Here is a 22,647-nt window from a genome sequence, read left to right as displayed (position 1 = left end):
AACAATTTATAGCTCCCTTGTTCATTTTCAGATCTTAAAGGTGATTACTGGAATATCAGCATGATTTGCTACATCTTCTCCCACACTGCCATAAAAGAAATGACCCAGGCCTTTTCTTCCATGCGTGGAAATGGCGATGGCATCTATTTTCGCCTCTTCACAATAATTGAACACACCTCTTTCAGCGGTATAATCAGCATAAAATCGTACGTGTTTGTCGAAGTCTGCAGGATCTATCCCTGCGGTATTCATAAAATTATGCGCATTGCGTTTTATTTCGGCCGTGCTCATAAATTTTTCAGGAATATTGATATATAGCAACTTAGGCTCAACGTCAAAATAACTAAAGAACTTTCTGGCCTTTTTAAAAGAATCCTGATTGCTGTCATCAAAATCGGTTACGAACACCGCTTTATCAATATAAAAGTCTGGACTTCTTTCTTTGATAACGAGTACGGGAATATCTGCCGTACGTACCACCTTTTCTGTATTGGAACCTATAAAAACTTCCTTTACTCCCGTCGCTCCGTGGGAGCCCATCACGATCAAATCGCTATCATGTTCTGCAGCGATGGTATTAATTTCAGAGAAAATTCGATAGGGCTTCATGACTTCCACTACTTCAATCCCTTTGAGATATTCCTTTTTCCGAAGTTCTTTAAAATGCTGTTCTGCGATCTTGATATAATACATCACGTTGAATACTTCCTGCTGCTGGTCTTTGGTGAGATAAGAATTGGCTATTCCCAGCATATGTACGAGAATGATCCGGGAACCATGCTTTTTTGCGATGCCTGTGGCCACCTCGAGGGCGTTTTCAGAATATTTCGAAAAGTCAACTGGTACGAATATAGTTTTCATAAACTTAGCTTTTAATTAGACAATCTGTATTACGGCGTTTCTCTTTTCAAGCTGTTTTATCAATTCTTTCACAGCCATCTTTACCGCGTGCTCAAAATATTCCCTGCTAGAACTGGCATGAATCCTGGAGCCCGGAATTGTGCATTCTATCTCGCAAACTTTAGCATTTCCCTGCCTGTCGTTTTCCCAGCTTAAAATGAACATGCAAATTCTGTATGGTATCATATCTTCGACGAAGCAGATCTAATTTTCTGTTCGTAAAGTTGCTCAGTGCGGGGCTTTCAGGAATTTTAAATAGTGTATCTGGTTGATACGTAAAGCTAAAAGATACATACGTGAAAAAATATGATAGAAATCATGAATAGATTGATCTATGCTCAAACATTTTAGATAAATATTGTGAATCGTTTTTTCTAAATATTTGTAAATTAAGGAGAAAACGATGAAAGTTACAGGCATCACTTTTTTGATCATTACCAGTGTGATCTTATTGCTTCTCACCATACTGGCTTCAACAGGAACTAGTTTCGCACCGGTCTTTTATCTTATGATCGCAGGTCAGGCTCTTTTTCTCATTACAGTTTATAAAGTCCTTGCCGATGATTATAAAACCAGCAAAACATTCAAGGATGGGTATGAGGATCATACTCCGGGTTTAGACGAATAAGGTTTCAACTTTATGGGTATCAACAAAAAGATTTTAACTTAGTGATCTTAAACGAAACCCATTTTGCAGGAAAATTTTTTCGAAAATAAGAACATTCTTAATTTACTGTTCCAGGCCGCTTCGGAAGGCATTATCGTAGTAAATTCCAGTCAGATCGTTGTGGCAGCTAATCTTGCTGCTGAAGAAATGTTTGGTTACCAGCAAGGCGAACTATTGAATCAACATCTTGATCGTCTTGTACCCAAAGATTATCACCATGTACATCATAAACATGTAGAGCAGTTTATCGATAATAGTGAAAAGCGCCAAATGGGTCACGGTCGGGATCTTTATGGAGTTAAAAAGGATGGTTCACTTTTTCCTGTAGAGGCTGGTCTTAATCCATTCGAGATCGAGGGTGAAAGGTATGTAATGTCGCTAATCATAGATATCACGATCCGTAAAGAGAACCAAAGGCAAATTAGAGAGCTAAATACTGAGCTGGAAGAGAAAATTGAACTTAGAACCCGGGAACTAAGTGAAAGTGTAGAAGATCTTAAAGACCTGAACGTTGAACTGAGCGAAGAGATCAATCGCAGAAAAGAAGCCGAAGAAAAGATCAAAGATGCTCTGCAGAAAGAAAAAGAGCTTAATGAACTAAAAACAAAGTTCCTGTCCCTGGTATCTCACGAATTCAAAACTCCTTTAAGCGGAATCCTTACTTCTGCAACTCTTGCTGAAAAATATACCAAAGAGGAACAGCAACCCAAGCGTGAGAAACATCTCGTAACTATTAGGAATAAGGTACATTACCTCAATAATATTCTGAATGATTTTCTTTCCATTGAACGTCTGGATAGTGGAAGAGGACAATATAAATTTTCAAAATTCGGATTAAAGCGACTTATCAATGAGGTCATTTACAATGCGAATATTACCCTTAAGGATGGTCAGGAGATCTCATACCCAAAAGATATAGAGGATGTAGAGCTTTTTATGGATGAAAAGATCCTTGAATTGATCCTTTCCAATTTATTAGGCAACGCGATCAAATATTCCCCGGAAAATACTTCCATTCAATTTATGGTCAATTTCCATGATGATCTAATCGTTTTTAAAATAAAAGATCAGGGGAGAGGAATTCCGAAGAAAGATCAAAAACATATTTTTGAACGATATTTTAGAGCCGAAAATGCATTGTTGGACCAGGGAACAGGAATTGGGTTGAACATTGCGAAAACTCATCTAGAGAATCTTGGAGGAACGATTCAGTTTGAGAGTGAAGAAAATATAGGGACCACTTTTACCATAGAAGTTCCTATGGATAAGTCCTAACCCGATAAAATTTTAAGCCGACCTATGAAAAAATTGTTGCTAATAGAAGATGATGTTACCGTACGGGAAAATACGGCAGAATTGCTTGAACTTTCCAACTACAATGTGATCACCGCATCTAATGGAAAACTTGGAATCGAGACTGCAAAGCAGGAAGTTCCTGATATCATTATTTGTGATATCATGATGCCAGAGATCGACGGTTATGGAGTTTTAGAAGCTCTTAGTAAAAACCCTTCAACTCTAAATATTCCATTCATATTTCTTTCAGCAAAAACCGAACATAAGGATATCCGTAAGGGAATGGACCTGGGCGCCGATGATTATTTGACCAAACCTTTTGAAGAAGAAGAGTTGTTAAGTGCTATTGAAAGCAGGCTTGCAAAAGTGGCAATTCTAAAATCTTATATCAAAGAGGAAACGCCGGAGGATGAGGAAAAGCTGAAGGACCTGAATGATCTCAGGGAACTATTCTCGAAACAGGAACTCCAGTATTTTAAGAAGGGAGAAACTATTTATGAGAAAGGTAAACATGCGAATTATTTCTATCTCGTTAAACGCGGGATCGTAAAGGCTCATCGACTGGATAACCAGGGCAAACAGTTGATCACCGAGTTATATAAGGAAGATGATTTTTTCGGAAACCACGCAAATGATCCTCAGTCATCCTATGAAGATTATGCCACCGCTATGGAAGAAACGCAGCTGTATACGGTTTCGAGAGAGGAATTTCAAAAGATCCTTGCTGGAAACCCCATGATCACGATGCAACTTGTGGAGGTTTTAAACAATAACCTTTCTGAGATAAAAAACCAGTTAATGGATATGGCCTATGGCTCAGTTCGAAAGAAAACAGCAAATACTATTCTTCTATTTGCTGAAAGGATCGAAAAACATCCACTTAAAAGTATCAGGATTTCACGGGCAGACCTGGCTGGAGTTGCTGGAATGGCTCCCGAAAGTTTAATAAGAACCCTTTCAGAATTTAAAAGAGAAGGACTTATTGAGATCGAGGGTCGGAATATAAAACTACTGGATTCACAGGCCTTGAAAATGGTGAAATGATCACAAGCTCAAAAATTTGTAAGAACTGATTTTCATCATTTTTTCGCAGAAGGACTTCACCTAATTTCGCTGTATTAAGTGACGATAGATGAATGTTCTAATACTAACCGATTTTTCAGAAACCTCGACCAATGCAGGTAAATATGCGGTAGATTTCCTTCAGGATAAACAAGTGAATTTCCATATTCTGAATATTCACAATTTCAATTTTGAAAGATCTGCCGGTAAAGGCCTTGAAAAGGAACTGGTTTCTACGCTCGATGCGCTACAAGACACCGTGGATTTTCTTGGCGAGTATTCTAAACCAAAACTGCATAAATTCGATCTTATCCTGTCTTCAGAAAATCTTATAGGTGCTATTAGAAAAGCACTCATAGATAAAAAAATCGACTTGATCTTTATTGGCGCAGTAAGCCAGAATGAGCATTCGCATCCTATCCTTGGAGATCATGCCTATGAGGTAGTTAGAAAGATCAAGTGCAATATTATTGCCGTACCTGGAGGATGTATTTATGAGAAACCTGAAAAGACGGTTTTCCCAGTAGATCCCGCAGTTTTAGCAGTTCAGGAGCAGAAAAATATTCTTCAAAAAATTCAATTCTTACAATCGTCTCAATTCACATTGCTTGAGATCAAAGATGGTGATGTAAAATATCCAAATCAGGATAAAAGGGATATTCCGTTTGAAACACCCGTACGATTCACCAGGGATCTATTCAGAGATATTCAGAGACAGTTTCATATCATATTCGTGGTTGGGAAAAACCTGAGCATCTGTGATAGGTTACTTCATTCTAGGCATGGATTTTCCGCAGAAATGAATGTGGAGATCCCTATTTTCGTATACCACGGTTAACACTTCTGAAGCTTTATCTTAGTCAGCTTCATGAGCACAATTACTACTGTTTTCCTTTAAATATATAAAAAAGTGTAGCCGATAGTTCCAGCATTGACTGAATAATTCAGCTTGAAAATAAGAAGTACGGCTATTTAATTTTTGATTGCCGGCCCTGGTAGATTCTTAGAAATAGGTGAGTGGACATTTTGCGGGCATTGTTCTTAAGACGGGATGCCATTTCTCCATTAAAAAGCTCATCTATGGTTTGGAACCAAAGGTTGAGCCAGATACCAAAATGATATTCGGTAATGGTATTTTGATGTGCCTTGTCAACTTTCACGTGGGCAATGGCAGGATTTCCTTGAAAACTACCGGTAAAAAAGAGGTTACTTTCCCAGAAATCGGTGATCTTTTCCAGGTGCGAATTCCAATCCTGAATGGTCGTGTTGAAAAAGTAACCTATTTCCTCGTTCTCTCGAACTTTACTGTAAAATTTCAGTACCAGCTTATGAATATCCTCGCGATCCTTTACATCTTTCTTCATTTACTGAAAGATATTGATAAGAATAAAGGTAGTACTCATTAATATGCTAATAATTAAGGAATTGAAAACAAACTTTGCTTTTAACTGTGCCAGGACTGAAGCATTGTACCACATGCAGGCCACTACGATCATTCCAAGCTGGATCATATCTGCCAGTCCGTGACCATTCATTAATATAAGCATGGCTGCAATAGATCCAAGACAACTTGAAACTATGATTCCTGTAGATGCTCCTGCGTAAAAATCTCTTGTAAATTCTGAAAGTTGTTTTTGATAAAAAGTCATGATTTCTAGTTTTAATGATGCTGTAAAATTAAGATGAGCCATACTTTTAAAATATGACCACAATCATGAAACAGCACTTAAATCATTGAAAGATTATTTCTGAAGTATTTGATCGTCAGTATTAGACAATTACAAAAAAAGAAGCGGAACGCTTTCAGTATAAATTCGTTCCGCTTGCGGTAGTATAGAAATCAGTTTAATTGTAAGCGTTCAACCGCTCAAAAGCCTGTCTTGCTAATTCATCCTGGTGATCTGGATGTGCTATCGAGATCAATGCCTCGGCGCGTTGTTTTAAATTCTTCCCGAAAAGATCAACCACTCCATATTCAGTAGCAATATAATGTACATGAGCACGGGTGGTGGTCACTCCGGCACCTTCTTTTAAATAAGGAACTATCTTGGAAACTCCATTTTTGGTGATAGAAGGCATCGCAATAATCGCTTTTCCTCCATGAGAAAGTGAAGCACCTCTTATAAAGTCCATTTGACCACCCACTCCCGAATACTGAATCTTCCCAATGGTATCTGCACAAACCTGCCCGGTAAGGTCAATTTCTATAGCCGAGTTGATCGCGGTCACCTTTGGATTTCTCCTTATGATGGCCGTATCATTGGTGTAAGCAGCTTCCTTAAAATGCACCAATGGATTATCATCTACAAAATCATATAATTTCGGGGAACCAACCGCGAAACAGGTGACCAGTTTTCCGGTTTTGATCTCTTTTTCCTCTCCGGTGATAACTCCTTTTTCGATAAGTGGTAAAATTCCGTCAGAAAACATTTCCGTATGAATTCCCAGTCTTTTATGATTGGTAAGATTATTCAGCACCACATTCGGGATTCCTCCAATTCCCATTTGTAGCGTTGCCCCATCTTCTACAAGACCTGCCACGTGCCTTCCTATCTGTTTCTCAATTTCTGTAGGTTCAGCAAGATGCGCCGCATGAATAGGCTGGTTTACCTCGATGGCAGCATCAATCTGACTTATATGTATGATCCCATCTCCATGTGTTCTTGGGACATGAGGATTCACCTGGGCGATCACTTTCTTTGCATTTTGTATGGCAGGTAGCGTAATATCTACGGAAACTCCCAAAGAACAATATCCATGCTTGTCTGGCGGTGAAACCTGGATAAAAGCAAAATCAATAGGTAGAATATTTCTTCGGAAGAGTACATGGATCTCACTTAGAAAAATAGGAATATAAGCTCCATGATCTGAATTCACCGCCTTTCTAACGTTTCCACCCACAAAACAACTATTGGTCTTAAACGAATCCTGGTAGGGAGCTTCAGTATAAAGAGCTTTCCCTTCCGTATGGATCTGTATGACTTCTACGTTCTTAAGGTCCTGGTAACGCTCACAAAGTGCGTCTATTAATATGTTTGGTGTCATCGCAGCTCCCTGCAGAAACACTCTCTGGTTAGATCTTACTTCCTTTACAGCGTCCTGGGCTGATACAATTTTTAGATCATTCATTTTTTTTGTTTTGGTAATTTTGACTGCATTATAATTTAACGAAAATCTTAGAGCTATTCTAACGTGCTAACTTCAAATCGAAAGCTACCTCTATATGTTCGTCGACTATGATAAGACCCAGCGCTTTTTTAGGAGGCTCAAGTCCAAAGTCTCTAATATTCATGCTGAATTTTCCTTTAAAACGATGTTCATGTATTTGAACTGGCAACTTATAATGATTGGTTTGACCAGCCAGTTCTACTCGAATTTGTGCTACCGGTTCTTCTGAAGCTAAATACCTAACCTGCACTACATCGATCACGATCTGTGGATGCGAATCGCTCTTTAAAAGATCCTGAAAATCTGAATTCATTTTTTTATTACCGCAATCAAATCCTTTGGTAAGCAAATTTAGCTGCAGGTTATAAAACTTTATAAGATCCTGCTCATGCAGAAATTTCACCTGTTTACTATCTGATATTAGGTCTATATCGAACTCGCAATGAAACTTATTCACGTTCGTACTTCCCGAGATGATCAGTTCACTTTCTGGAAGCAGCCGGATCGTTTCTTTTTCGAAATCGTTCTGAGCCTGGATAGACCATCCAAAAAGCGCAAATACAATGCATATTAAAAGTCGTTTCATGATCAGAAAATTTTGAGGTTATTATAAAAGAGGGTAGCATATTTAGTCCCTGGTGGTCTAATTATACTACCCTTAAAAGCATTAATTCTGGATTAGAAACTTATTGCCGCCTCCACCATCAGGCCATCAAACTTTCCTCCGTGGTGAATGTCGGTAACAGGATACCCATCGTAGTCCTGGGTTACATATTCCAGTTTCATTAGAATATTCTTGGTCATAAACCATCCTGCTGCAAGTTGAAATCTATTCACATCGATATCCTCACCGCTGCTAAGTTCCCCGTCTACCATACCGTAACGTCCACCTACATGAAAATCGTTGTTGTTTCCAAATCTGTAAAGAAGCTCTCCACTATACTGGTTGTAGGTTCTGTTATCAGACTGGCCACCATCTCTACCTGAAGTTGTTTCAAAGATTCCGAAGAATTCCAGTCCGCCAACTTTCACGAATGGGTTGATCATGATGGAGGTCATTTTGTTCTTGAAATCCGGTACTACCATACCACCTCTAAAACCATCACCACCACCTTCTACATCACTCAATACTTCGTAATATCTGGATCCGGCACGGTCACCTCTGTAAAGATAAACTCCTCTGGCATCATTATGAGCACTGTGGTATACAGATCCTGTAAGTCTGAATCTTCCATTTTCAGAAAACTGGTTATCAAATCCTAATTTAGCAAGGAATGAAGGGCTGGTTTGGCCTTTATCAGATACATTTTGATTAAGCTTACCATTGGTAATACCAACCATTCCTAACCATGGACCATCAAAGTAATATAGTTCTGCTCCAACTTCAGTAGTAAACGCATCCATGATGTAGTTACCAACAAAAGGGTTGTAAGTAGACATTGCATTATCTGTTCTTCTAAAGTGAGCATCACCGTAGTTATTTTCCATGTGACCAATCTTGATTCTTAAGTGATCCATTAGATCTTCAGCAAAACCTTCGCTAATGAAATTAAGTTTATCCACCTGGATGTATCCACCTTTTACATAGGCTTCGTTGTGGTGTTGAGAAGAAAGGTAAGTTCTCAAGTGCATTCTTACTCCATCGTATAGCGCTACATCAAGATCCAGGTTGGCTGTTGCCAGGTTGAAATTGTTTCCAAGATCTACCAGTTCTAATGGTCCGTCATTTTCCTGGCTTAAAGTCTGGAACTGGATAGTGGAAGCACCACCAACTCTTACATGTACACCATCGAATGTGGTTACGGTATCCTTTGGAGCTTCAAATTGATTGATACCTCTCTGGTCACGGTAACGGAAATTATCAAGATCACGTTGCGTCTGAGCCATTGCTGGCATGGCCATAAGGGCCATTAATACGATACTTAAGTATGTGGTGAAAGTTCTCATAATTATTGATTTTAAGGTTGAATTATTTTCTATTGAACTGGGATTCGAATTTAACAACGACATCTTCTCCTGTGGTGATGGTTCCAAACATTGCTGTTGGGGCTTCCACACCAAAACTGGTCATGTTAAGCTTATGCTCCCCTGTAAGCGTGATCGCGTTGGAGGAAAATTTTAGTTTGAAATCGAGCTGTATATCCCGTTTTGTTCCTGCGATCTCCAAACTTCCTGTGGTCTTTACATTATAGATACCTGTGGAAACTTTCTCGATACTCTGTACATCCTTAAGTTTGAAGGAGATCTGCTTATATTTATTCGTATTTAAAGCTTTATAGGTATTCTTGTCCATCCCGCTTTTTCCACTCATCAGGCTTTTGGCCATTACCGTAAATTCCAGTTGTTTGATATCTTCCAGGCTGGAATCCTCAAAATCCAGGCTTAGGTTTCCACCGGTGTTTTCGGCTTTTATGGTCCAGTCGTGAATGTTAGAGGTTCCATCTATGTTAAGAGTGGAAGCTTCATTATTCAGTTGGTAGGATTGAGCATTTACTCCAGTACTTATAAGGAGTATTGCTGCGAACTTCATTAAAATGCTGTAAGGTTTCATATTATTTACATTTTTAAATCTGTACAAAGATGCTGTAGGGATAGGACGTAAATTATGATGAATGTCAGCTTTGGAAGTATTTTAAAACCTCGTGAGCTAGCGAAAACCTTTTAGTTGTAAAGAATGTATTCAATGACGCCCGTCATATTTTAAGAGGATCAAATTGGGCAGTTTTGTAGCCTTAATTTTATTTGCGAGATATGGAATCATGTTTTCATTGCGGCGAGGATTGCCTGGAGGAATTGATCACCTATAATGATAAATCATTTTGCTGTGCCGGTTGTAAGACTGTTTTCGAGATCTTAAATAGTAATGATCTCTCCTATTATTATGACCTGCAGGAAGCGCCCGGAATTTCTCCAAAACTACAAGAGAATAAATATGAATACCTCGAAAATGCAGAGATCGTAGACAGGCTTCTGGAATTCGATCATGAGAGAACACAAATAGTATCCTTCAGCATTCCATCTATACATTGTAGTTCCTGTATCTGGATCCTTGAAAACCTTCATAAACTTCATGACGGAGTGAAAAGCTCCCAGGTCGACTTTCCGAAGAAAACGATCAGGCTGAGTTTTACTGCTGAAGAGATCAGCCTGAAAAACCTGGTAATCCTACTTAGCAGGATTGGATACGAACCGAATATTTCTCTGGACAACTTTGAGAAAAAAGAATCTGAGCATGATCGAAGCCTGATCTATAAACTCGGGGTTGCTGGTTTTGCTTTTGGAAATATCATGTTTCTTTCGTTTCCTGAATATTTTGAAATCAATGAATTCTGGCTGGATCAGTTCAAATATTTGTTTCGCTGGTTGATGTTCAGTTTTTCACTGCCGGTGGTTTTTTATTCGGGTAAGGATTATTTCATTTCTGCCTATAAAGGACTTAGATCTGGAATTCTGAATATCGATGTTCCCATTGCCCTGGGAATTTTTGTGCTATTCGTGAGAAGTACTGCAGAAATTGTACTTGACCTGGGAACAGGATTTTTCGATAGCCTTAGCGGACTCGTATTTTTCCTTCTGCTCGGAAAGTTCTTTCAACAAAAGACCTATTCGTTTCTTTCTTTTGAAAGAGATTACAAATCATATTTTCCTATTGCTGTTACCCGAATCTCTTCTGAAGATGAACAAATTGAAGAACAGGTTCAGGTCTATAAGATCAGGAAAGGCGATACCGTGCTTATAAGAAATGAAGAGCTTATCCCGATGGATGCTGAAATCCTTGAAGGACAGGCGAACATTGACTATAGTTTTGTCACCGGAGAAGCAGACCTTGTGAATAAAGCTGAAGGAGATAAGGTCTACGCCGGAGGAAGGCAAAAAGGCAGCATTATAAAACTAAAGGTTCTTAAGCCGGTAGAGCAGAGCTATCTTACTGAATTATGGAGTAATGAGGTATTTCAGAAGGACAGATCTTTCGGTTTCCAGTCGCTTACCAACAGAATCAGTAAGAATTTTACCATTGCCGTGCTAAGTATAGCAGTTCTGGCTACCACCTTCTGGCTGTTTGCAGATCCAACAAAAGCATGGAATGTGTTCACCGCGGTATTGATCATTGCCTGTCCCTGTGCGATCGCCCTCGCCGCACCTTTTACCCTTGGTAACCTGCTTAGAATCTTCGGAAAGAAAGGCATCTATTTAAAAGACGCTTCGGTAATAGAAAGAATGGCGGCAATTGATACGGTGGTTTTTGATAAAACAGGTACGATTACCACGACGGGACAAACCACGGCTGAATATGAAGGACTTGAACTAAGTGATAAGGAACTTCAAATGCTGGGCGGTAGTCTTAAAGCATCTTCACATCCTTTGAGCAGATCATTGTATTCAATCCTTCAGCATCACGGGATACGAACGCCCGACAGCTATAAAGAATATGTGGGCGCAGGAATTGAATGTGATTTTGAGGGGAATCGTATAAAAATCGGCTCAGCAAGATTTACCGGGGAAATTGATTCCGAAGAAATTAATAATGGTAAAACGGCAGTTCATATAAGTTCGAATGAGCAATATAAAGGTTGCTTCAGTTTTAGAAATACTTATAGAAAGGGAATGTCTGGCCTGTTCCAGCAACTTTCCAGGGACAAATATATCATTGTACTTTCCGGAGATAATGAAGGGGAGCGCGATCGTTTGCAAAGTTTACTTCCTGTTGAATCAGGTATCCATTTTAACCAGAAGCCTGGGGATAAGCTTGAGTTCATCAGGCAACTACAGCATGGTGGCCGCAAGGTAATGATGGTTGGAGATGGCTTGAATGATGCCGGAGCCCTTGCGCAAAGTGAAATTGGAATTGCAGTTTCTGAAGATATCAATGTATTTTCTCCTGCCTGTGATGGCGTGATGGATGCTTCTATATTATCGAATTTAGCCGATTATTTTCAGCTGGCTAAAAAAGGAGTAAGTATCATCCAGGCGAGCTTTATACTATCTCTTGTATATAATATTACCGGACTTGCCTTTGCGGTAACCGGAAATCTTATGCCTGTGGTCGCTGCGATTCTCATGCCGCTAAGCTCTATAAGCATCGTGATCTTTACAACGCTAGCCACTCAAATTCTATCAAAAAAGCTTAAAAAATAAAATAAGATCTCAAAGCTGACAATCGTCATTTTTTAGAGCCTTCCTCCAGAATACTTTTACACCCAGATTAACAGAATAATGAGCATTATCTACATGTTACTGGCTATTAGTGTTGTGGTGGCCATCATCTTTTTCGTAGCCTTTATAGTTTCAGTCAGGAAAGGCCAGTATGATGATGTGTATACACCCTCTGTGCGAATGCTGTTCGATGATGAACTTGTTAAATCTCCAAAGAAAGAAAATCAACCCGTCAATAAAGAGAAATTTAAATAATTATGGATCTACAGCAATTCTATTACGATAATAAGATCGTAAAGAAATTCATCATTGCCACCATGTTCTGGGGCATTATTGGTATGAGCGTTGGCTTACTGCTCGCTTTTATGTTCATTTTTCCAAATATAACCGAAGGTATACCCTGGCTTAGCTTTGGTAGATTAAGGCCGCTGCATACCAACGCGGTAATCTTTGCATTTGTAGGGAATGCGATCTTTGCCGGGGTATACTATTCTACCCAGCGTCTTTTAAAGGCAAGAATGTGGAGTGATGCCCTTAGTAATATCAACTTCTGGGGATGGCAGCTTATAATCATTGGAGCAGCGATCACTCTGCCTTTGGGGTATACTTCCTCTAAAGAGTATGCGGAGCTGGAATGGCCTTTTGATATAGCGATCGCCGTGATCTGGGTAGCGTTTGGCGCCAACCTAATTGGTACGATGATCAAAAGAAGACAGCGCCACCTGTATGTGGCGATCTGGTTTTATCTTGCTACGTTCGTAACCGTTGCTGTACTTCATATCTTTAACAATATTGAAATTCCTGTAAGCGCTTTTAAAAGTTATTCTTTTTATTCAGGTGTTCAGGATGCCCTTGTACAATGGTGGTACGGGCATAATGCCGTAGCATTCTTCCTAACCACGCCTTTCCTTGGATTGATGTATTACTTTGTTCCAAAGGCTGCTAACCGTCCTGTATATTCTTACCGACTTTCGATCATTCACTTCTGGTCACTGATATTTATCTATATCTGGGCTGGACCTCACCATTTACTATATACTTCGTTACCAGACTGGGCGCAGAATCTTGGAGTTGCCTTTTCTGTAATGCTTTTATTCCCATCCTGGGGTGGTATGATCAATGGTTTGCTAACACTTCGTGGAGCCTGGGATAAGGTTAGAGTAGACCCTGTATTAAAATTTATGGTAGTGGCAATTACCGGGTATGGAATGGCAACTTTTGAAGGTCCAATGCTTTCCCTTAAAAATGTGAATGCCATCGCCCACTTTAGTGACTGGATCATTGCGCACGTACATGTTGGAGCACTGGCATGGAATGGTTTTATGACCTTTGGGATGATCTACTGGCTGGTACCAAGATTGTTCAAAACCAAACTATACTCACTTAAACTGGCGAACACGCATTTCTGGATAGGAACGCTGGGAATTATCATTTACACGTTGCCAATGTATGTTGCGGGATTCGTACAGGCTTCTATGTGGAAACAGTTTAATCCAGATGGAACCCTTACCTATGGAAATTTTCTGGAAACAGTAACGCAAATTATTCCAATGTACTGGATGAGAGCTATTGGTGGAAGTTTATACATCGTAGGGGCTTTCGTAATGCTATACAATATTGTAAAAACGATACGCCAGGGTAGTGCCGTGGAAGACGAACTTGCTGAAGCTTCTGCTTTGCAACCGGTGACGAGTAAAAGAACTGCCGGTGAAGCTTACCACAGCTGGTTGGAAAGAAGACCTGTAAAACTTACCATTTTTGCTACCATCGCTATCCTTATTGGAGGTATTGTGCAAATAGTTCCTTCATTAATGGTGGATGAATATGTACCGGTAATTTCCAGTGTAAAACCATACACACCTCTGGAATTGGAAGGCCGGGATCTTTATATACGGGAAGGTTGTGTTTCCTGTCACTCGCAGATGGTACGACCTTTTAGAAGTGAGGTAGAACGTTATGGAGAATATTCGAAAGCTGGTGAATACAGGTATGACTTCCCATTTCTTTGGGGAAGTAAAAGAACCGGACCAGATCTTCATAGGGTGGGAATGAAATATTCAGATAACTGGCACCTTAATCATATGTATGATCCTCAAAGTACTTCTTCAGGTTCTATCATGCCTTCTTATACCTGGCTAATTCAGGATGAACTTGACAAATCTGACACTGAAGATAAAATGCGGGCGATGCAAACTCTTGGAGTGCCTTATACAGATGCGGAGATCGAAAGAGCTCAGCAATGGATGACAGAACAGGGAACTCAAATTGAAAAAAATCTTTATCAGGATCCAGATTTTGTCAACAGTTATGAGGCAGATAAAAAGTTTGCCGCAGAGAACGGTGAGGAGTTCACAGAAATGAGAGATCGTGAGATCGTAGCTCTTATTGCATACCTGCAGCGACTGGGAACAGATATCAAAGCCGAAGATTTAAAACAAGTATCAACTAACTAAAACCTGAGACCATGTTGAAATTCGTAAAAGGTCCATTGGAAAGTATAGAAGGGGTAGCGATCTATCCCATCATCTCACTGCTTATATTCTTCATCTTTTTTACCGCGCTCTTCTGGTGGGTGTTCACTGCTAAAAAGGATTATATCAGGAAAGTGAGCGACATTCCTTTAGACCAGGAAGATGAACTAATGATGCCTATCATCGTAAAAGATAACAAATCATGAAAAATACATTTTCAGTATTAAGAATTAGCGGACTTATCGCCCTGGCGATCATACTGGCAGAGCTTACCATTGAAACCGGTGATAAATCTGTTTTGGAAGTCTATCCAATTTTCTGGCTTGTTCTTGGAGTGATCCTGTTTCTAGCAATTGCCATCGAAGTTTCGGTAGCAGCTTTGGACAAGACCTTATATATGTCTTTGAAACCCGATGATCGTGCAGCTTACGATGCAGCCATGGCGGTAAGGGAAAAGAATCGCTTTGCCTGGTTCAAAGAAACTTACGACAAGCTGCTGGACAAAAAGCCAATTGAAAATGAAGATGAGATCATACTTGATCATAATTATGATGGGATCAAAGAGCTGGATAACAATCTTCCACCCTGGTGGCTTTATGGTTTCTACGCCAGTATAATTTTCGCCGGAATTTACCTGGCAAGGTACCATGTTTTCGATGGTGCTACTCAAAAAGAGGAATATCTGGCTGAGGTTGCAGAAGCTAAAGCAGCCGTGGAAGCTTATAAAGAAAATGCCAAAGGTCTTATTGATGCTAATACTGTTGAATTGCTTACCGGGACTGAAGATATCAATGCCGGGAAAGCAATTTTCTCAGGAAATTGTGCCGCCTGTCACAAGATTGATGGGGGAGGTGGAATTGGTCCTAATCTAACCGATTCTTACTGGATCCTTGGTGGTGGTATCAAAAATGTCTTCAATACAATTTCTGAAGGAGGACGTGCCGGGAAAGGGATGGTTTCCTGGAAAACCGATCTAAAACCTGAAGAAATGGCGCAGGTCGCCAGTTATGTTCTGAGTTTACACTCCACAACTCCTCTAGATCCCAAAGAACCTGAAGGGGAACTATGGGTAGATCCAGATGCGAGAGTGGATGAGGTTGAGGTGGAAGCGATAGATTCAGCTTCTGTTGAAATAGAAATGAGTTACGAGGAAGAGTAAAATCTGCATATTTTGGAAAAAGAGGAGCACGAAAGGTTTAGGGACAGTATAGGAACGGTTACTTCAGAAGGTAAACGTTCCTGGGTGTATCCCAAAAAACCTGATGGTAGATTATATAAATATCGGCAGTGGGTAAGTTATTTTTTACTGGCGATACTTTTTACAGCTCCTTTTTTAAAGATCAATGGGAATCAATTTCTCATGTTCAATGTACTGGAACGCCGCTTCAATATCTTCGGAACAATTTTCTGGCCGCAGGATTTCTATCTCTTTGTTCTCATGATGTTGATAGGAGTAGTGTTCGTGGTCTTATTTACGGTAGCCTTCGGAAGAATATTTTGTGGCTGGATATGTCCCCAAACGATCTTTATGGAAATGGTTTTCCGAAGAATTGAATACTGGATTGAAGGGGACAGGGGCAAACAAATACGATTGGACAAGCAGCAATGGAATGCTGAAAAGATCAGGAAAAAAGCAACCAAATGGTTCATTTTCTTTGTGATCTCCTTTCTTATCGCCAACGTGTTTCTGGCTTATCTTATAGGGAGTGATAGATTGCTTCTTTACATACAGGAAGGACCGCAGGCACATCTTAGCACCTTGATCTCCTTGCTGCTTTTTACCGGAATCTTCTATTTTGTATTCGCCTGGTTTAGAGAACAGGTTTGTATCATAGCCTGTCCATATGGTAGGCTTCAGGGTGTTCTGCTGGACAATAAATCTATTGTTGTTGCCTACGATCATAAACGTGGAGAAAAGGAAGAAGGTAGGGCGAAATTCAGAAAAAATGAAGATCGTGAAGCAAGTGGGAAAGGTGATTGTATCGACTGTTTTCAATGTGTGCAGGTTTGCCCTACAGGAATAGATATTCGAAATGGAACCCAGCTGGAATGTGTGAATTGTACAGCATGTATAGACGCCTGCAATCATATGATGGATGCGGTGGATCTTCCGCAGGGATTGATTAGATATGCGAGTGAAGAGAATATTGAGAAGCAAAAGAAATTCAGGTTTACCCCGCGTATTAAAGGCTATGCTGCAGTTTTATTTATCCTCGTTACGGTATTAAGTGGCATGTTGTTTTTGAGAAGTGATGTGGAAGCCAATATTCTCAGGCTACCCGGCCAGCTTTATGAACATAAGGATGGCAATATCATTAGCAATGTATACACCTTTAAACTTATTAATAAAACTTCTGTGGATTACGATAATGTGAGGTTTGAAATCAAGTCGCATCCCGGAACTATAAATACTGTAAAAGGGAATTCCATCAGCATTCCTGCGAACGGCATGGCCGAAGGAACATTGTTCGTGGAAATTAAGCAGGCAGCACTGGAAAACGAAAAAGATAAAATCGTTATCGAAGTTTATAACGGCGAACAATTATTAGAAACTACCGGTACCACGTTTCTGGGACCAAGGAGTTACCACTAATCACTATAAATTATGAAGATAAACTGGGGAACGGGAATTGTAATTGGAATGCTCGCATTTATTAGCTTTATCATGTACTTTGTCGTCACCATGATGAGCAGTTCAGACTATGACCACGATCTTGTGGTAGAGGATTATTATAAGGCAGAGTTACATTATCAACAGGATATAGATGCGCAGGAAAATGCTCTTGCACTCCATGAACAGATCAGCCTTGAAAGAAGGGGTGATAGTTTAATAGTACTCTTTCCTGAAGGGATTGACCTTGAAAAAACTACAGGTATGGTAAGTCTGTACAGACCTTCCAACAAGAAACTCGATTTCAGTATTCCGTTTTCTGAAATTAAAAGTTCTGAATTTGAGATCCCGGCAGATCAACTTGTGAATGGGAGATGGAATGTTAAGGTTACCTGGCAGAATAGCGAAAAGGAATTCATGTTTAAAACTGAAATAGTCTACTAAATGCTGTTTTCTGCGCTCATATTTGGATTACTTGGAAGCTTCCATTGTATTGGTATGTGTGGGCCTATAGCATTTTTGCTTCCTCTGGATCGGGAAAATAAATTCAGGAAATTCCTGCAGATATTTCTCTATCACTCTGGTCGTCTTTTTTCCTACGGAATCATAGGACTGTTATTTGGAATTGCCGGGAAAAGCCTGTCTCTATTTGGCCTTCAACAGCAATTATCTATCATTATCGGGATCATTATGCTGTTTCTTGTACTCCTTCCGAAGAAGAAACTAGGTAAATTCAATCCTGAAAATGCTAACTTCAAAGTAGTGAAAGACCTGAAAAACTACCTTGGTAAGGAATTGAAAAAGAAAAATCCAGACACTTATTTTACCGTTGGTTTTTTGAACGGTTTCTTACCCTGCGGACTCGTATATATGGCAGTTTTTGGAGCGGTTGCCGGAGGTAGCGCACTATACGGTAGCTTATATATGGTCATTTTTGGAATTGGAACCATCCCGTTGATGACCAGTGCGATCTGGTTGAGTAACGTGATTTCTGTAAAAAACAGAATATATATTCGTAAGCTAATCCCTGTTTTTATAGCTATCATCGCCATACTATTTATCATTAGAGGAATGGGGCTTGGTATTCCTTACCTCTCCCCGGGAGAACCTATCATGAAAATAGGCTCAGTCATGGAATGCCAACCTTGAAAAACTGCTAAGCGAGGCTTGATTTAAAAACAGGTGAAATTTCGCTTTATCTCCGAAACTTCAGTCCTCATACTTGAATTTTGTGGAGATGCCTTGAATATTTCAAATACCCCTAGACCTCACGATATCCAGTTTTGCCAGTTTCTCCCTAGTAAGCGGTTTTCTAATTACTTTTTGAACATAGGGATGCGAGCGGATTTTCTCTACTTCTTCAGCATCACTGGAAAAGGTAAGTACGTAAACAGTTACATTATAATGAATTCCGGATTCCTGTAATTTGTCCAGTAATTGCTGCCCGGAAAGAATAGGCATATTGAGATCAACGAAAATCAAGACCTCTTTTACCTCCTGGTCCATGCTAGTAAGTTTATCCAGCGCCAGGCTGGAATCATCATATCGTTCCAGAGAATTTTCAGGAAAAAATTCCTGAATAAAAAGTTTTTGTATCGAGTTTATGATTGATTCATCATCAATTATAAAAATTCTATCAAATTTGGTATTTGCCATCAGTCTTCCATTCTTTCAATAAGCTCCACCAATGTCTGCATAGTCATTGGTTTCACCAGATAATTTTTTACCGCATTATAATCAGAAGCCTTTTGCCTGTCGGCTTCATTGATACTACTGGTCAGGATATAGATTGTAATCTGCTTCTCAATAGGTAATTTGGTAAATTCATCTAAAAATTTCCATCCGTCCCATACCGGCATGGTGAGATCTAAAAGAATGATTTCCGGGAGTGTTTTCTTGCTTTCCCAGTCTAGTTTGAGTCCATCGTAGGCTTCTTTTCCATTGTTATAGATCTGGATATTATCTATATATCCCGAAGATTGAAGGTATCTTTTAGAAAGGTAAATATGAACCGGGTCATCTTCTATTAGACAGGCTAAATTAATTTTGCTCATTAGGTAGTTTGATTATAATTTTTGTTCCAACATTCACTGTACTTTCAATTTCAATAGATCCGTTCATATTTTCAACTTGATTTTTGACCAGGAATAAACCTACGCCTCTCGCATCCTCATGTTTATGAAAAATTTTATACATTTTAAAAAGATCCTTGCGGTGCGTATCCAGGTCGATACCAATTCCATTATCCTCAATTTCGATTCTTACCAGCTTATTTTGAAGATCCTCTTTAGCAGTGATCTTAATCGTACTATCTCTATCTGGCGAAGAATATTTGATTCCATTAGTGACCAGGTTCAGCAGGATACTCTCAATATAAGCCCTGAGGCCATACACAGTAACTGTTTCCTCAACTTCAGTTCTTATATTGATATTTCCGGTTTTCGTAAGAGGTTCTACGCTTTCCACGATTTTGTCTACTGCAGCTTTTAATTGCACGATTTGGAAATCTTCCTGTCCGGATACATTTACTTTCACAATATCATTAAGATCATGGATGGTAGATTCCAGGTTTCCTGAGGCTGTTTTAAGATGTTTGAAAGGTTCTTCTACTTTGATCTCCGGGTTGGATTCACTTAAGAAATCAAGTAATAATGATATACCACTGGAATGAGAACGTAAATTATGAGAAACGATATGTGCGAAATTTTTCAATCTGTCATTCTGCTTCTCGGTAATGGTAAGTAACTTTTCGATCTTCTGAAAGTTCAATTCCTGTAACTCTTCATTTTCTTTTTGCTCAGAGATGTCTTCAATAAAACTCCAAATGATCTTCCTGCCATTGGGGTCTTTGGCTAAAACCCCTCTCAACAATACCGGGTATTTTGTTCCATCTTTTCTTATATATTCTTTTTCATAAGGCCCGTACTTACCTGTATCATCCAGTTCTTTGAGTTGCTCTTTCTCCATCTCCAGATATTCCTCCGGTGTCAACTCAAAATAGGTGAGATTTAGAAATTCCGACTGGCTGTAACCTGTAGGCTCTACCAGTCTCTTATTAACTTCGATAAAAGCTCCAGTTTCGTAATCGTTTAAGGCGATCCCTAATGGAGACAAATTGTATAGAGATTCAAGCAGTTTTTCCCTAAATTGTATCTCAACATCCACTTTCTTCTTTTCAGTAATATCCCGATGCAGCCCATACATTCTGGTTGGTCTTCCAGAGGCATCTCTTTCAAAGATCTTACCCTGGCTGGAAATCCATAAATACTCCCCGTTTTTGTGCTTTATTCTGAATTCACTGCTGAACTTTTTCTTCTTTCCGTCAAAATGTAATTGCACCTGTTGCTGAAGAGGCCGGAGGTCTTCAGGATGCACGATCGTTCTCCATGAATCAACCATCTGGTTAGGGAAGTCGCTTCGAGAGTAGCCGGAAAATTGAAACCAGACATCACTAAAGCTTATCTGGTCATTTACGATATCCCAGTCAAAAGTGGCAGTCTCGGTACCTTCAATGATATAATTGTCTTTTGTTTGCTCCCTGAGAAGGTTGTCATTGAGCTGTTTTAACTCATTAGTCTTTCGGGAAAGCTCGATTGACTTCATCACCTGGTTCGCTACCTTTTTAAGCTTCTCTAATTGTTCTTCGGAAAAGCTTTTAGGTTTAAAATCTATAGAGCATAAAGAACCTATGGAATAACCGGCAGAATTGGAAAGCGGAACACCTGCATAGGAAAGAATTGGATTTTCTCCCGTTACATATGGATTATTTCTGAATCTTTCATCTTTACGGGCATCTTCTACGATCATAAATCCTTCCGAAGAACTAATAGTATGAGCACAAAATGTAAACTCCCTCGGGAACTCTCTTGTTTCGAGGTCCATACCATAAGCCGACTTTATATATTGCGTATTCTGGCCAATTAAAGTGATCAGGGCACTGGGAGTACCGCAAATCTCAGCAGCCATAGCGCTCAAAAAATCAAGATCTTCATCATCGATTTTTTGTTGCGGCTTATATTTTTCAACTTCGAGATTTCTTCTCTTGTCGTTGTCAGGAATTGGAATATTCTTCATTGGTTACGAATGTTGGGGCTGTACATTGGAACCTTAAAACTAAAACATTTATTTTGAACCCGACCTTCAATTCGTGCGCTATGATTTTTTATAGTTCTGAATAATGCTTAAGTGAAGACCGAATATGAAGTTGCAGAAGAAAAAATTCCTGAAAAGTATAGCTTCTCAGGCAGAACGAGAATACAGGAATTCCCGGTTTTGCTGAAGTAGAAGTTCTGACCCGAAAGTGAAATATAGACGGAGCCTATTGTTACAAAGGCTTTTATTGCCTATTTTTGAAAGGACAGAGAGTTTTTATGTCTCTGTAATTCAGGGTGATGCATAGATCAAATTTTAATTCTAAACTGATCTTTACGTATTTACGTAAATATTTCAGAAATTCACTCGCTAACAAATGACATATCGTTCATTTAATAGTATGTGTTTTCGGGTTAGTTGCCTGAATCTTTAGGTGTTATACTTTTAATTATGAGCCGTTTGAGAATTTTGCTGCTTAGCTTAGGTTTATTCTTTGGAATAGCCACATCGGCCTATACTCAGATGTCACCTCCAGAACCTATGGCTCAGGACAATGGTAATGGACGTGAAGGTCCTCCGTGTGATCCTGGTAATGGGAACGGGAACGGTCCCGGCGGTAATGAAAATGGAAATGGTGTTCCTCCACCAGTTGGACTTTGCCTTCCTATAGACGATTATGTTTATATTTTGATGGGTGCAGGTCTGGTCGTTGGATGTTACCAGCTTAGAAAATTTGATCTTGCTTAGGAAAGCTCGGTGATTCGCTTTACATATTTCCCGATTACATCAAACTCAAGATTTACTGTATCTCCTTTTTGCAGATCTTTAAAATTCGTATGCTCATAAGTATATGGAATGATCGCTACAGAAAATTCTGTCGCCTTGCTGTTCACAACGGTAAGACTTACTCCGTTAACAGTAATAGATCCTTTTTCAATCGTAAGATTTCCAACCGATGGGTCGTACTCAAAGGTGTAAAGCCAGCTACCTTCCGTTTCTTTTACTTCTTTACAGATGGCCGTCTGGTCAACATGTCCCTGTACTATATGTCCATCAAGTCGAGCACCTAGTTTCATGCCTCGTTCCAGGTTGACAGCATCTCCAGTCTTCAGATTTCCTATACTTGTCTTGGTCAAGGTCTCCTGAACCGCGGTAACAGTATACATATTTCCTTCAATAGAAACCACTGTAAGACAAACACCATTATGAGAAACACTCTGGTCTAT

Annotated in this window: 25 protein-coding genes; 13 read left to right on the top strand and 12 right to left on the bottom strand. The window is 39.5% G+C overall.

What is annotated here, in order from left to right:
* Window positions 1–27 precede the first annotated feature (27 nt).
* Window positions 28–861, bottom strand: coding sequence for a universal stress protein (locus QZ620_RS05295; protein ID WP_295179762.1), 834 nt, complete (start codon window positions 859–861; stop codon window positions 28–30).
* Between the two features lie 15 nt (window positions 862–876).
* Entirely contained in the window at window positions 877–1,086 is a 210-nt protein-coding gene (locus QZ620_RS05290; RefSeq protein ID WP_295179761.1) for an HPF/RaiA family ribosome-associated protein, read from the bottom strand.
* A gap of 217 nt (window positions 1,087–1,303) precedes the next feature.
* Between QZ620_RS05290 and QZ620_RS05285 the strand changes: the two genes are divergently transcribed.
* The 4 genes from QZ620_RS05285 to QZ620_RS05270 all read left to right on the top strand — a co-directional run bounded on the left by QZ620_RS05285 (window position 1,304) and on the right by QZ620_RS05270 (window position 4,763).
* Complete coding sequence (locus QZ620_RS05285; protein WP_295179760.1) at window positions 1,304–1,528, top strand: hypothetical protein; 225 nt, start codon at window positions 1,304–1,306, stop codon at window positions 1,526–1,528.
* Window positions 1,529–1,591: 63 nt separating this feature from the next.
* Window positions 1,592–2,842, top strand: a complete 1,251-nt coding sequence (locus tag QZ620_RS05280; RefSeq protein WP_295179758.1) for a PAS domain-containing sensor histidine kinase — start codon at window positions 1,592–1,594, stop codon at window positions 2,840–2,842.
* A gap of 24 nt (window positions 2,843–2,866) precedes the next feature.
* Window positions 2,867–3,907 carry a response regulator gene (locus QZ620_RS05275; RefSeq protein ID WP_295179756.1) on the top strand — a complete coding sequence of 347 codons (1,041 nt, stop codon included), beginning with the start codon at window positions 2,867–2,869 and terminating at the stop codon, window positions 3,905–3,907.
* An 88-nt stretch (window positions 3,908–3,995) separates the two neighbouring features.
* Window positions 3,996–4,763 carry a universal stress protein gene (locus QZ620_RS05270; protein WP_295179755.1) on the top strand — a complete coding sequence of 256 codons (768 nt, stop codon included), beginning with the start codon at window positions 3,996–3,998 and terminating at the stop codon, window positions 4,761–4,763.
* Window positions 4,764–4,893: 130 nt separating this feature from the next.
* Here the strand turns inward: QZ620_RS05270 and QZ620_RS05265 are convergent, their stop codons facing one another.
* The 6 genes from QZ620_RS05265 to QZ620_RS05240 all read right to left on the bottom strand — a co-directional run bounded on the left by QZ620_RS05265 (window position 4,894) and on the right by QZ620_RS05240 (window position 9,644).
* Entirely contained in the window at window positions 4,894–5,289 is a 396-nt protein-coding gene (locus tag QZ620_RS05265) for a group III truncated hemoglobin (RefSeq protein ID WP_295179753.1), read from the bottom strand.
* Window positions 5,290–5,574 (bottom strand): hypothetical protein, encoded by a 285-nt coding sequence (locus QZ620_RS05260; RefSeq protein WP_026913718.1) that lies wholly within the window; start codon window positions 5,572–5,574, stop codon window positions 5,290–5,292. It lies immediately after the preceding gene.
* Window positions 5,575–5,770: 196 nt separating this feature from the next.
* Complete coding sequence (locus QZ620_RS05255) at window positions 5,771–7,054, bottom strand: acetyl-CoA hydrolase/transferase C-terminal domain-containing protein (protein ID WP_295179750.1); 1,284 nt, start codon at window positions 7,052–7,054, stop codon at window positions 5,771–5,773.
* 58 nt (window positions 7,055–7,112) lie between these two features.
* Window positions 7,113–7,679, bottom strand: a complete 567-nt coding sequence (locus QZ620_RS05250; RefSeq protein WP_295179748.1) for a YceI family protein — start codon at window positions 7,677–7,679, stop codon at window positions 7,113–7,115.
* A 92-nt stretch (window positions 7,680–7,771) separates the two neighbouring features.
* The gene (locus QZ620_RS05245) at window positions 7,772–9,040 is read right to left on the bottom strand and encodes a hypothetical protein (protein ID WP_295179746.1); all 1,269 of its coding nucleotides are present in this window, start codon (window positions 9,038–9,040) and stop codon (window positions 7,772–7,774) included.
* 22 nt (window positions 9,041–9,062) lie between these two features.
* Window positions 9,063–9,644, bottom strand: a complete 582-nt coding sequence (locus tag QZ620_RS05240) for a YceI family protein (RefSeq protein ID WP_295179744.1) — start codon at window positions 9,642–9,644, stop codon at window positions 9,063–9,065.
* Between the two features lie 200 nt (window positions 9,645–9,844).
* On the opposite strand from QZ620_RS05240, the gene QZ620_RS05235 reads away from it, so the two are divergent.
* The 8 genes from QZ620_RS05235 to QZ620_RS05200 all read left to right on the top strand — a co-directional run bounded on the left by QZ620_RS05235 (window position 9,845) and on the right by QZ620_RS05200 (window position 18,478).
* The gene (locus QZ620_RS05235; protein ID WP_295179742.1) at window positions 9,845–12,229 is read left to right on the top strand and encodes a heavy metal translocating P-type ATPase metal-binding domain-containing protein; all 2,385 of its coding nucleotides are present in this window, start codon (window positions 9,845–9,847) and stop codon (window positions 12,227–12,229) included.
* 78 nt (window positions 12,230–12,307) lie between these two features.
* Complete coding sequence (ccoS, locus tag QZ620_RS05230; RefSeq protein WP_295179740.1) at window positions 12,308–12,502, top strand: cbb3-type cytochrome oxidase assembly protein CcoS; 195 nt, start codon at window positions 12,308–12,310, stop codon at window positions 12,500–12,502.
* 2 nt (window positions 12,503–12,504) lie between these two features.
* Complete coding sequence (gene ccoN / locus QZ620_RS05225) at window positions 12,505–14,700, top strand: cytochrome-c oxidase, cbb3-type subunit I (RefSeq protein WP_295179738.1); 2,196 nt, start codon at window positions 12,505–12,507, stop codon at window positions 14,698–14,700.
* 11 nt (window positions 14,701–14,711) lie between these two features.
* Window positions 14,712–14,924: a cytochrome c oxidase subunit IV gene (locus tag QZ620_RS05220; protein WP_026913726.1), complete on the top strand. Its 213-nt coding sequence runs from the start codon at window positions 14,712–14,714 to the stop codon at window positions 14,922–14,924.
* Window positions 14,921–15,877 carry a cbb3-type cytochrome c oxidase N-terminal domain-containing protein gene (locus QZ620_RS05215; RefSeq protein WP_295179736.1) on the top strand — a complete coding sequence of 319 codons (957 nt, stop codon included), beginning with the start codon at window positions 14,921–14,923 and terminating at the stop codon, window positions 15,875–15,877. Before QZ620_RS05220 ends, QZ620_RS05215 begins: the two co-directional genes overlap by 4 nt.
* Window positions 15,878–15,889: 12 nt before the next feature.
* Complete coding sequence (gene ccoG, locus QZ620_RS05210) at window positions 15,890–17,311, top strand: cytochrome c oxidase accessory protein CcoG (RefSeq protein WP_295179734.1); 1,422 nt, start codon at window positions 15,890–15,892, stop codon at window positions 17,309–17,311.
* A gap of 12 nt (window positions 17,312–17,323) precedes the next feature.
* Window positions 17,324–17,773, top strand: coding sequence for a FixH family protein (locus QZ620_RS05205; RefSeq protein ID WP_295179732.1), 450 nt, complete (start codon window positions 17,324–17,326; stop codon window positions 17,771–17,773).
* The gene (locus QZ620_RS05200; protein WP_295179730.1) at window positions 17,774–18,478 is read left to right on the top strand and encodes a sulfite exporter TauE/SafE family protein; all 705 of its coding nucleotides are present in this window, start codon (window positions 17,774–17,776) and stop codon (window positions 18,476–18,478) included. It abuts the gene before it with no gap.
* A gap of 102 nt (window positions 18,479–18,580) precedes the next feature.
* Here QZ620_RS05200 and QZ620_RS05195 read toward each other — a convergent pair whose 3' ends face one another.
* From QZ620_RS05195 to QZ620_RS05185, 3 genes are read right to left on the bottom strand one after another with little or no spacing between them, the layout of a single operon-like run.
* The gene (locus QZ620_RS05195; protein ID WP_295179728.1) at window positions 18,581–18,985 is read right to left on the bottom strand and encodes a response regulator; all 405 of its coding nucleotides are present in this window, start codon (window positions 18,983–18,985) and stop codon (window positions 18,581–18,583) included.
* A complete protein-coding gene (locus QZ620_RS05190; RefSeq protein WP_295179726.1) occupies window positions 18,985–19,383 on the bottom strand; it encodes a response regulator in 399 nt (132 codons plus the stop codon). The genes QZ620_RS05195 and QZ620_RS05190 overlap by 1 nt, the downstream gene beginning before the upstream one ends.
* On the bottom strand, window positions 19,370–21,403 hold the full coding sequence (locus QZ620_RS05185; protein ID WP_295179724.1) for a PAS domain-containing protein: 2,034 nt from the start codon (window positions 21,401–21,403) through the stop codon (window positions 19,370–19,372). Before QZ620_RS05185 ends, QZ620_RS05190 begins: the two co-directional genes overlap by 14 nt.
* 468 nt (window positions 21,404–21,871) lie before the next feature.
* On the opposite strand from QZ620_RS05185, the gene QZ620_RS05180 reads away from it, so the two are divergent.
* On the top strand, window positions 21,872–22,168 hold the full coding sequence (locus tag QZ620_RS05180; RefSeq protein WP_295179722.1) for a hypothetical protein: 297 nt from the start codon (window positions 21,872–21,874) through the stop codon (window positions 22,166–22,168).
* Here the strand turns inward: QZ620_RS05180 and QZ620_RS05175 are convergent.
* Window positions 22,165–22,647, bottom strand: a 483-nt coding sequence (locus QZ620_RS05175; protein ID WP_295179720.1) for a riboflavin synthase, incomplete at its 5' end; no start/stop codon positions are given. The two genes, QZ620_RS05180 and QZ620_RS05175, sit on opposite strands and share 4 nt — an antisense overlap.

The sequence above is a fragment of the uncultured Christiangramia sp. genome, assembly GCF_913046405.1.
GTDB lineage: Bacteria > Bacteroidota > Bacteroidia > Flavobacteriales > Flavobacteriaceae > Christiangramia > Christiangramia marina.
The sequence above is the reverse complement of the archived record's forward strand: the minus strand, read 5'-3'. Positions and strand labels throughout refer to the sequence as shown.

Excerpts from the sequence above, each read along its gene's own strand:
- QZ620_RS05255 (WP_295179750.1), bottom strand. The coding sequence starts at position 7,054 with ATGAATGATCTAAAAATTGTATCAGCCCAGGACGCTGTAAAGGAAGTA.
- ccoN (WP_295179738.1), top strand. The coding sequence starts at position 12,505 with ATGGATCTACAGCAATTCTATTACGATAATAAGATCGTAAAGAAATTC.
- QZ620_RS05245 (WP_295179746.1), bottom strand. The coding sequence starts at position 9,040 with ATGAGAACTTTCACCACATACTTAAGTATCGTATTAATGGCCCTTATG.
- QZ620_RS05290 (WP_295179761.1), bottom strand. The coding sequence starts at position 1,086 with ATGATACCATACAGAATTTGCATGTTCATTTTAAGCTGGGAAAACGAC.
- QZ620_RS05185 (WP_295179724.1), bottom strand. The coding sequence starts at position 21,403 with ATGAAGAATATTCCAATTCCTGACAACGACAAGAGAAGAAATCTCGAA.
- QZ620_RS05295 (WP_295179762.1), bottom strand. The coding sequence starts at position 861 with ATGAAAACTATATTCGTACCAGTTGACTTTTCGAAATATTCTGAAAAC.
- QZ620_RS05275 (WP_295179756.1), top strand. The coding sequence starts at position 2,867 with ATGAAAAAATTGTTGCTAATAGAAGATGATGTTACCGTACGGGAAAAT.
- QZ620_RS05195 (WP_295179728.1), bottom strand. The coding sequence starts at position 18,985 with ATGGCAAATACCAAATTTGATAGAATTTTTATAATTGATGATGAATCA.
- QZ620_RS05250 (WP_295179748.1), bottom strand. The coding sequence starts at position 7,679 with ATGAAACGACTTTTAATATGCATTGTATTTGCGCTTTTTGGATGGTCT.
- QZ620_RS05270 (WP_295179755.1), top strand. The coding sequence starts at position 3,996 with ATGAATGTTCTAATACTAACCGATTTTTCAGAAACCTCGACCAATGCA.
- QZ620_RS05265 (WP_295179753.1), bottom strand. The coding sequence starts at position 5,289 with ATGAAGAAAGATGTAAAGGATCGCGAGGATATTCATAAGCTGGTACTG.
- QZ620_RS05190 (WP_295179726.1), bottom strand. The coding sequence starts at position 19,383 with ATGAGCAAAATTAATTTAGCCTGTCTAATAGAAGATGACCCGGTTCAT.
- QZ620_RS05260 (WP_026913718.1), bottom strand. The coding sequence starts at position 5,574 with ATGACTTTTTATCAAAAACAACTTTCAGAATTTACAAGAGATTTTTAC.
- QZ620_RS05205 (WP_295179732.1), top strand. The coding sequence starts at position 17,324 with ATGAAGATAAACTGGGGAACGGGAATTGTAATTGGAATGCTCGCATTT.
- QZ620_RS05180 (WP_295179722.1), top strand. The coding sequence starts at position 21,872 with ATGAGCCGTTTGAGAATTTTGCTGCTTAGCTTAGGTTTATTCTTTGGA.
- ccoS (WP_295179740.1), top strand. The coding sequence starts at position 12,308 with ATGAGCATTATCTACATGTTACTGGCTATTAGTGTTGTGGTGGCCATC.
- QZ620_RS05200 (WP_295179730.1), top strand. The coding sequence starts at position 17,774 with ATGCTGTTTTCTGCGCTCATATTTGGATTACTTGGAAGCTTCCATTGT.
- QZ620_RS05240 (WP_295179744.1), bottom strand. The coding sequence starts at position 9,644 with ATGAAACCTTACAGCATTTTAATGAAGTTCGCAGCAATACTCCTTATA.
- QZ620_RS05235 (WP_295179742.1), top strand. The coding sequence starts at position 9,845 with ATGGAATCATGTTTTCATTGCGGCGAGGATTGCCTGGAGGAATTGATC.
- QZ620_RS05215 (WP_295179736.1), top strand. The coding sequence starts at position 14,921 with ATGAAAAATACATTTTCAGTATTAAGAATTAGCGGACTTATCGCCCTG.
- QZ620_RS05220 (WP_026913726.1), top strand. The coding sequence starts at position 14,712 with ATGTTGAAATTCGTAAAAGGTCCATTGGAAAGTATAGAAGGGGTAGCG.
- QZ620_RS05285 (WP_295179760.1), top strand. The coding sequence starts at position 1,304 with ATGAAAGTTACAGGCATCACTTTTTTGATCATTACCAGTGTGATCTTA.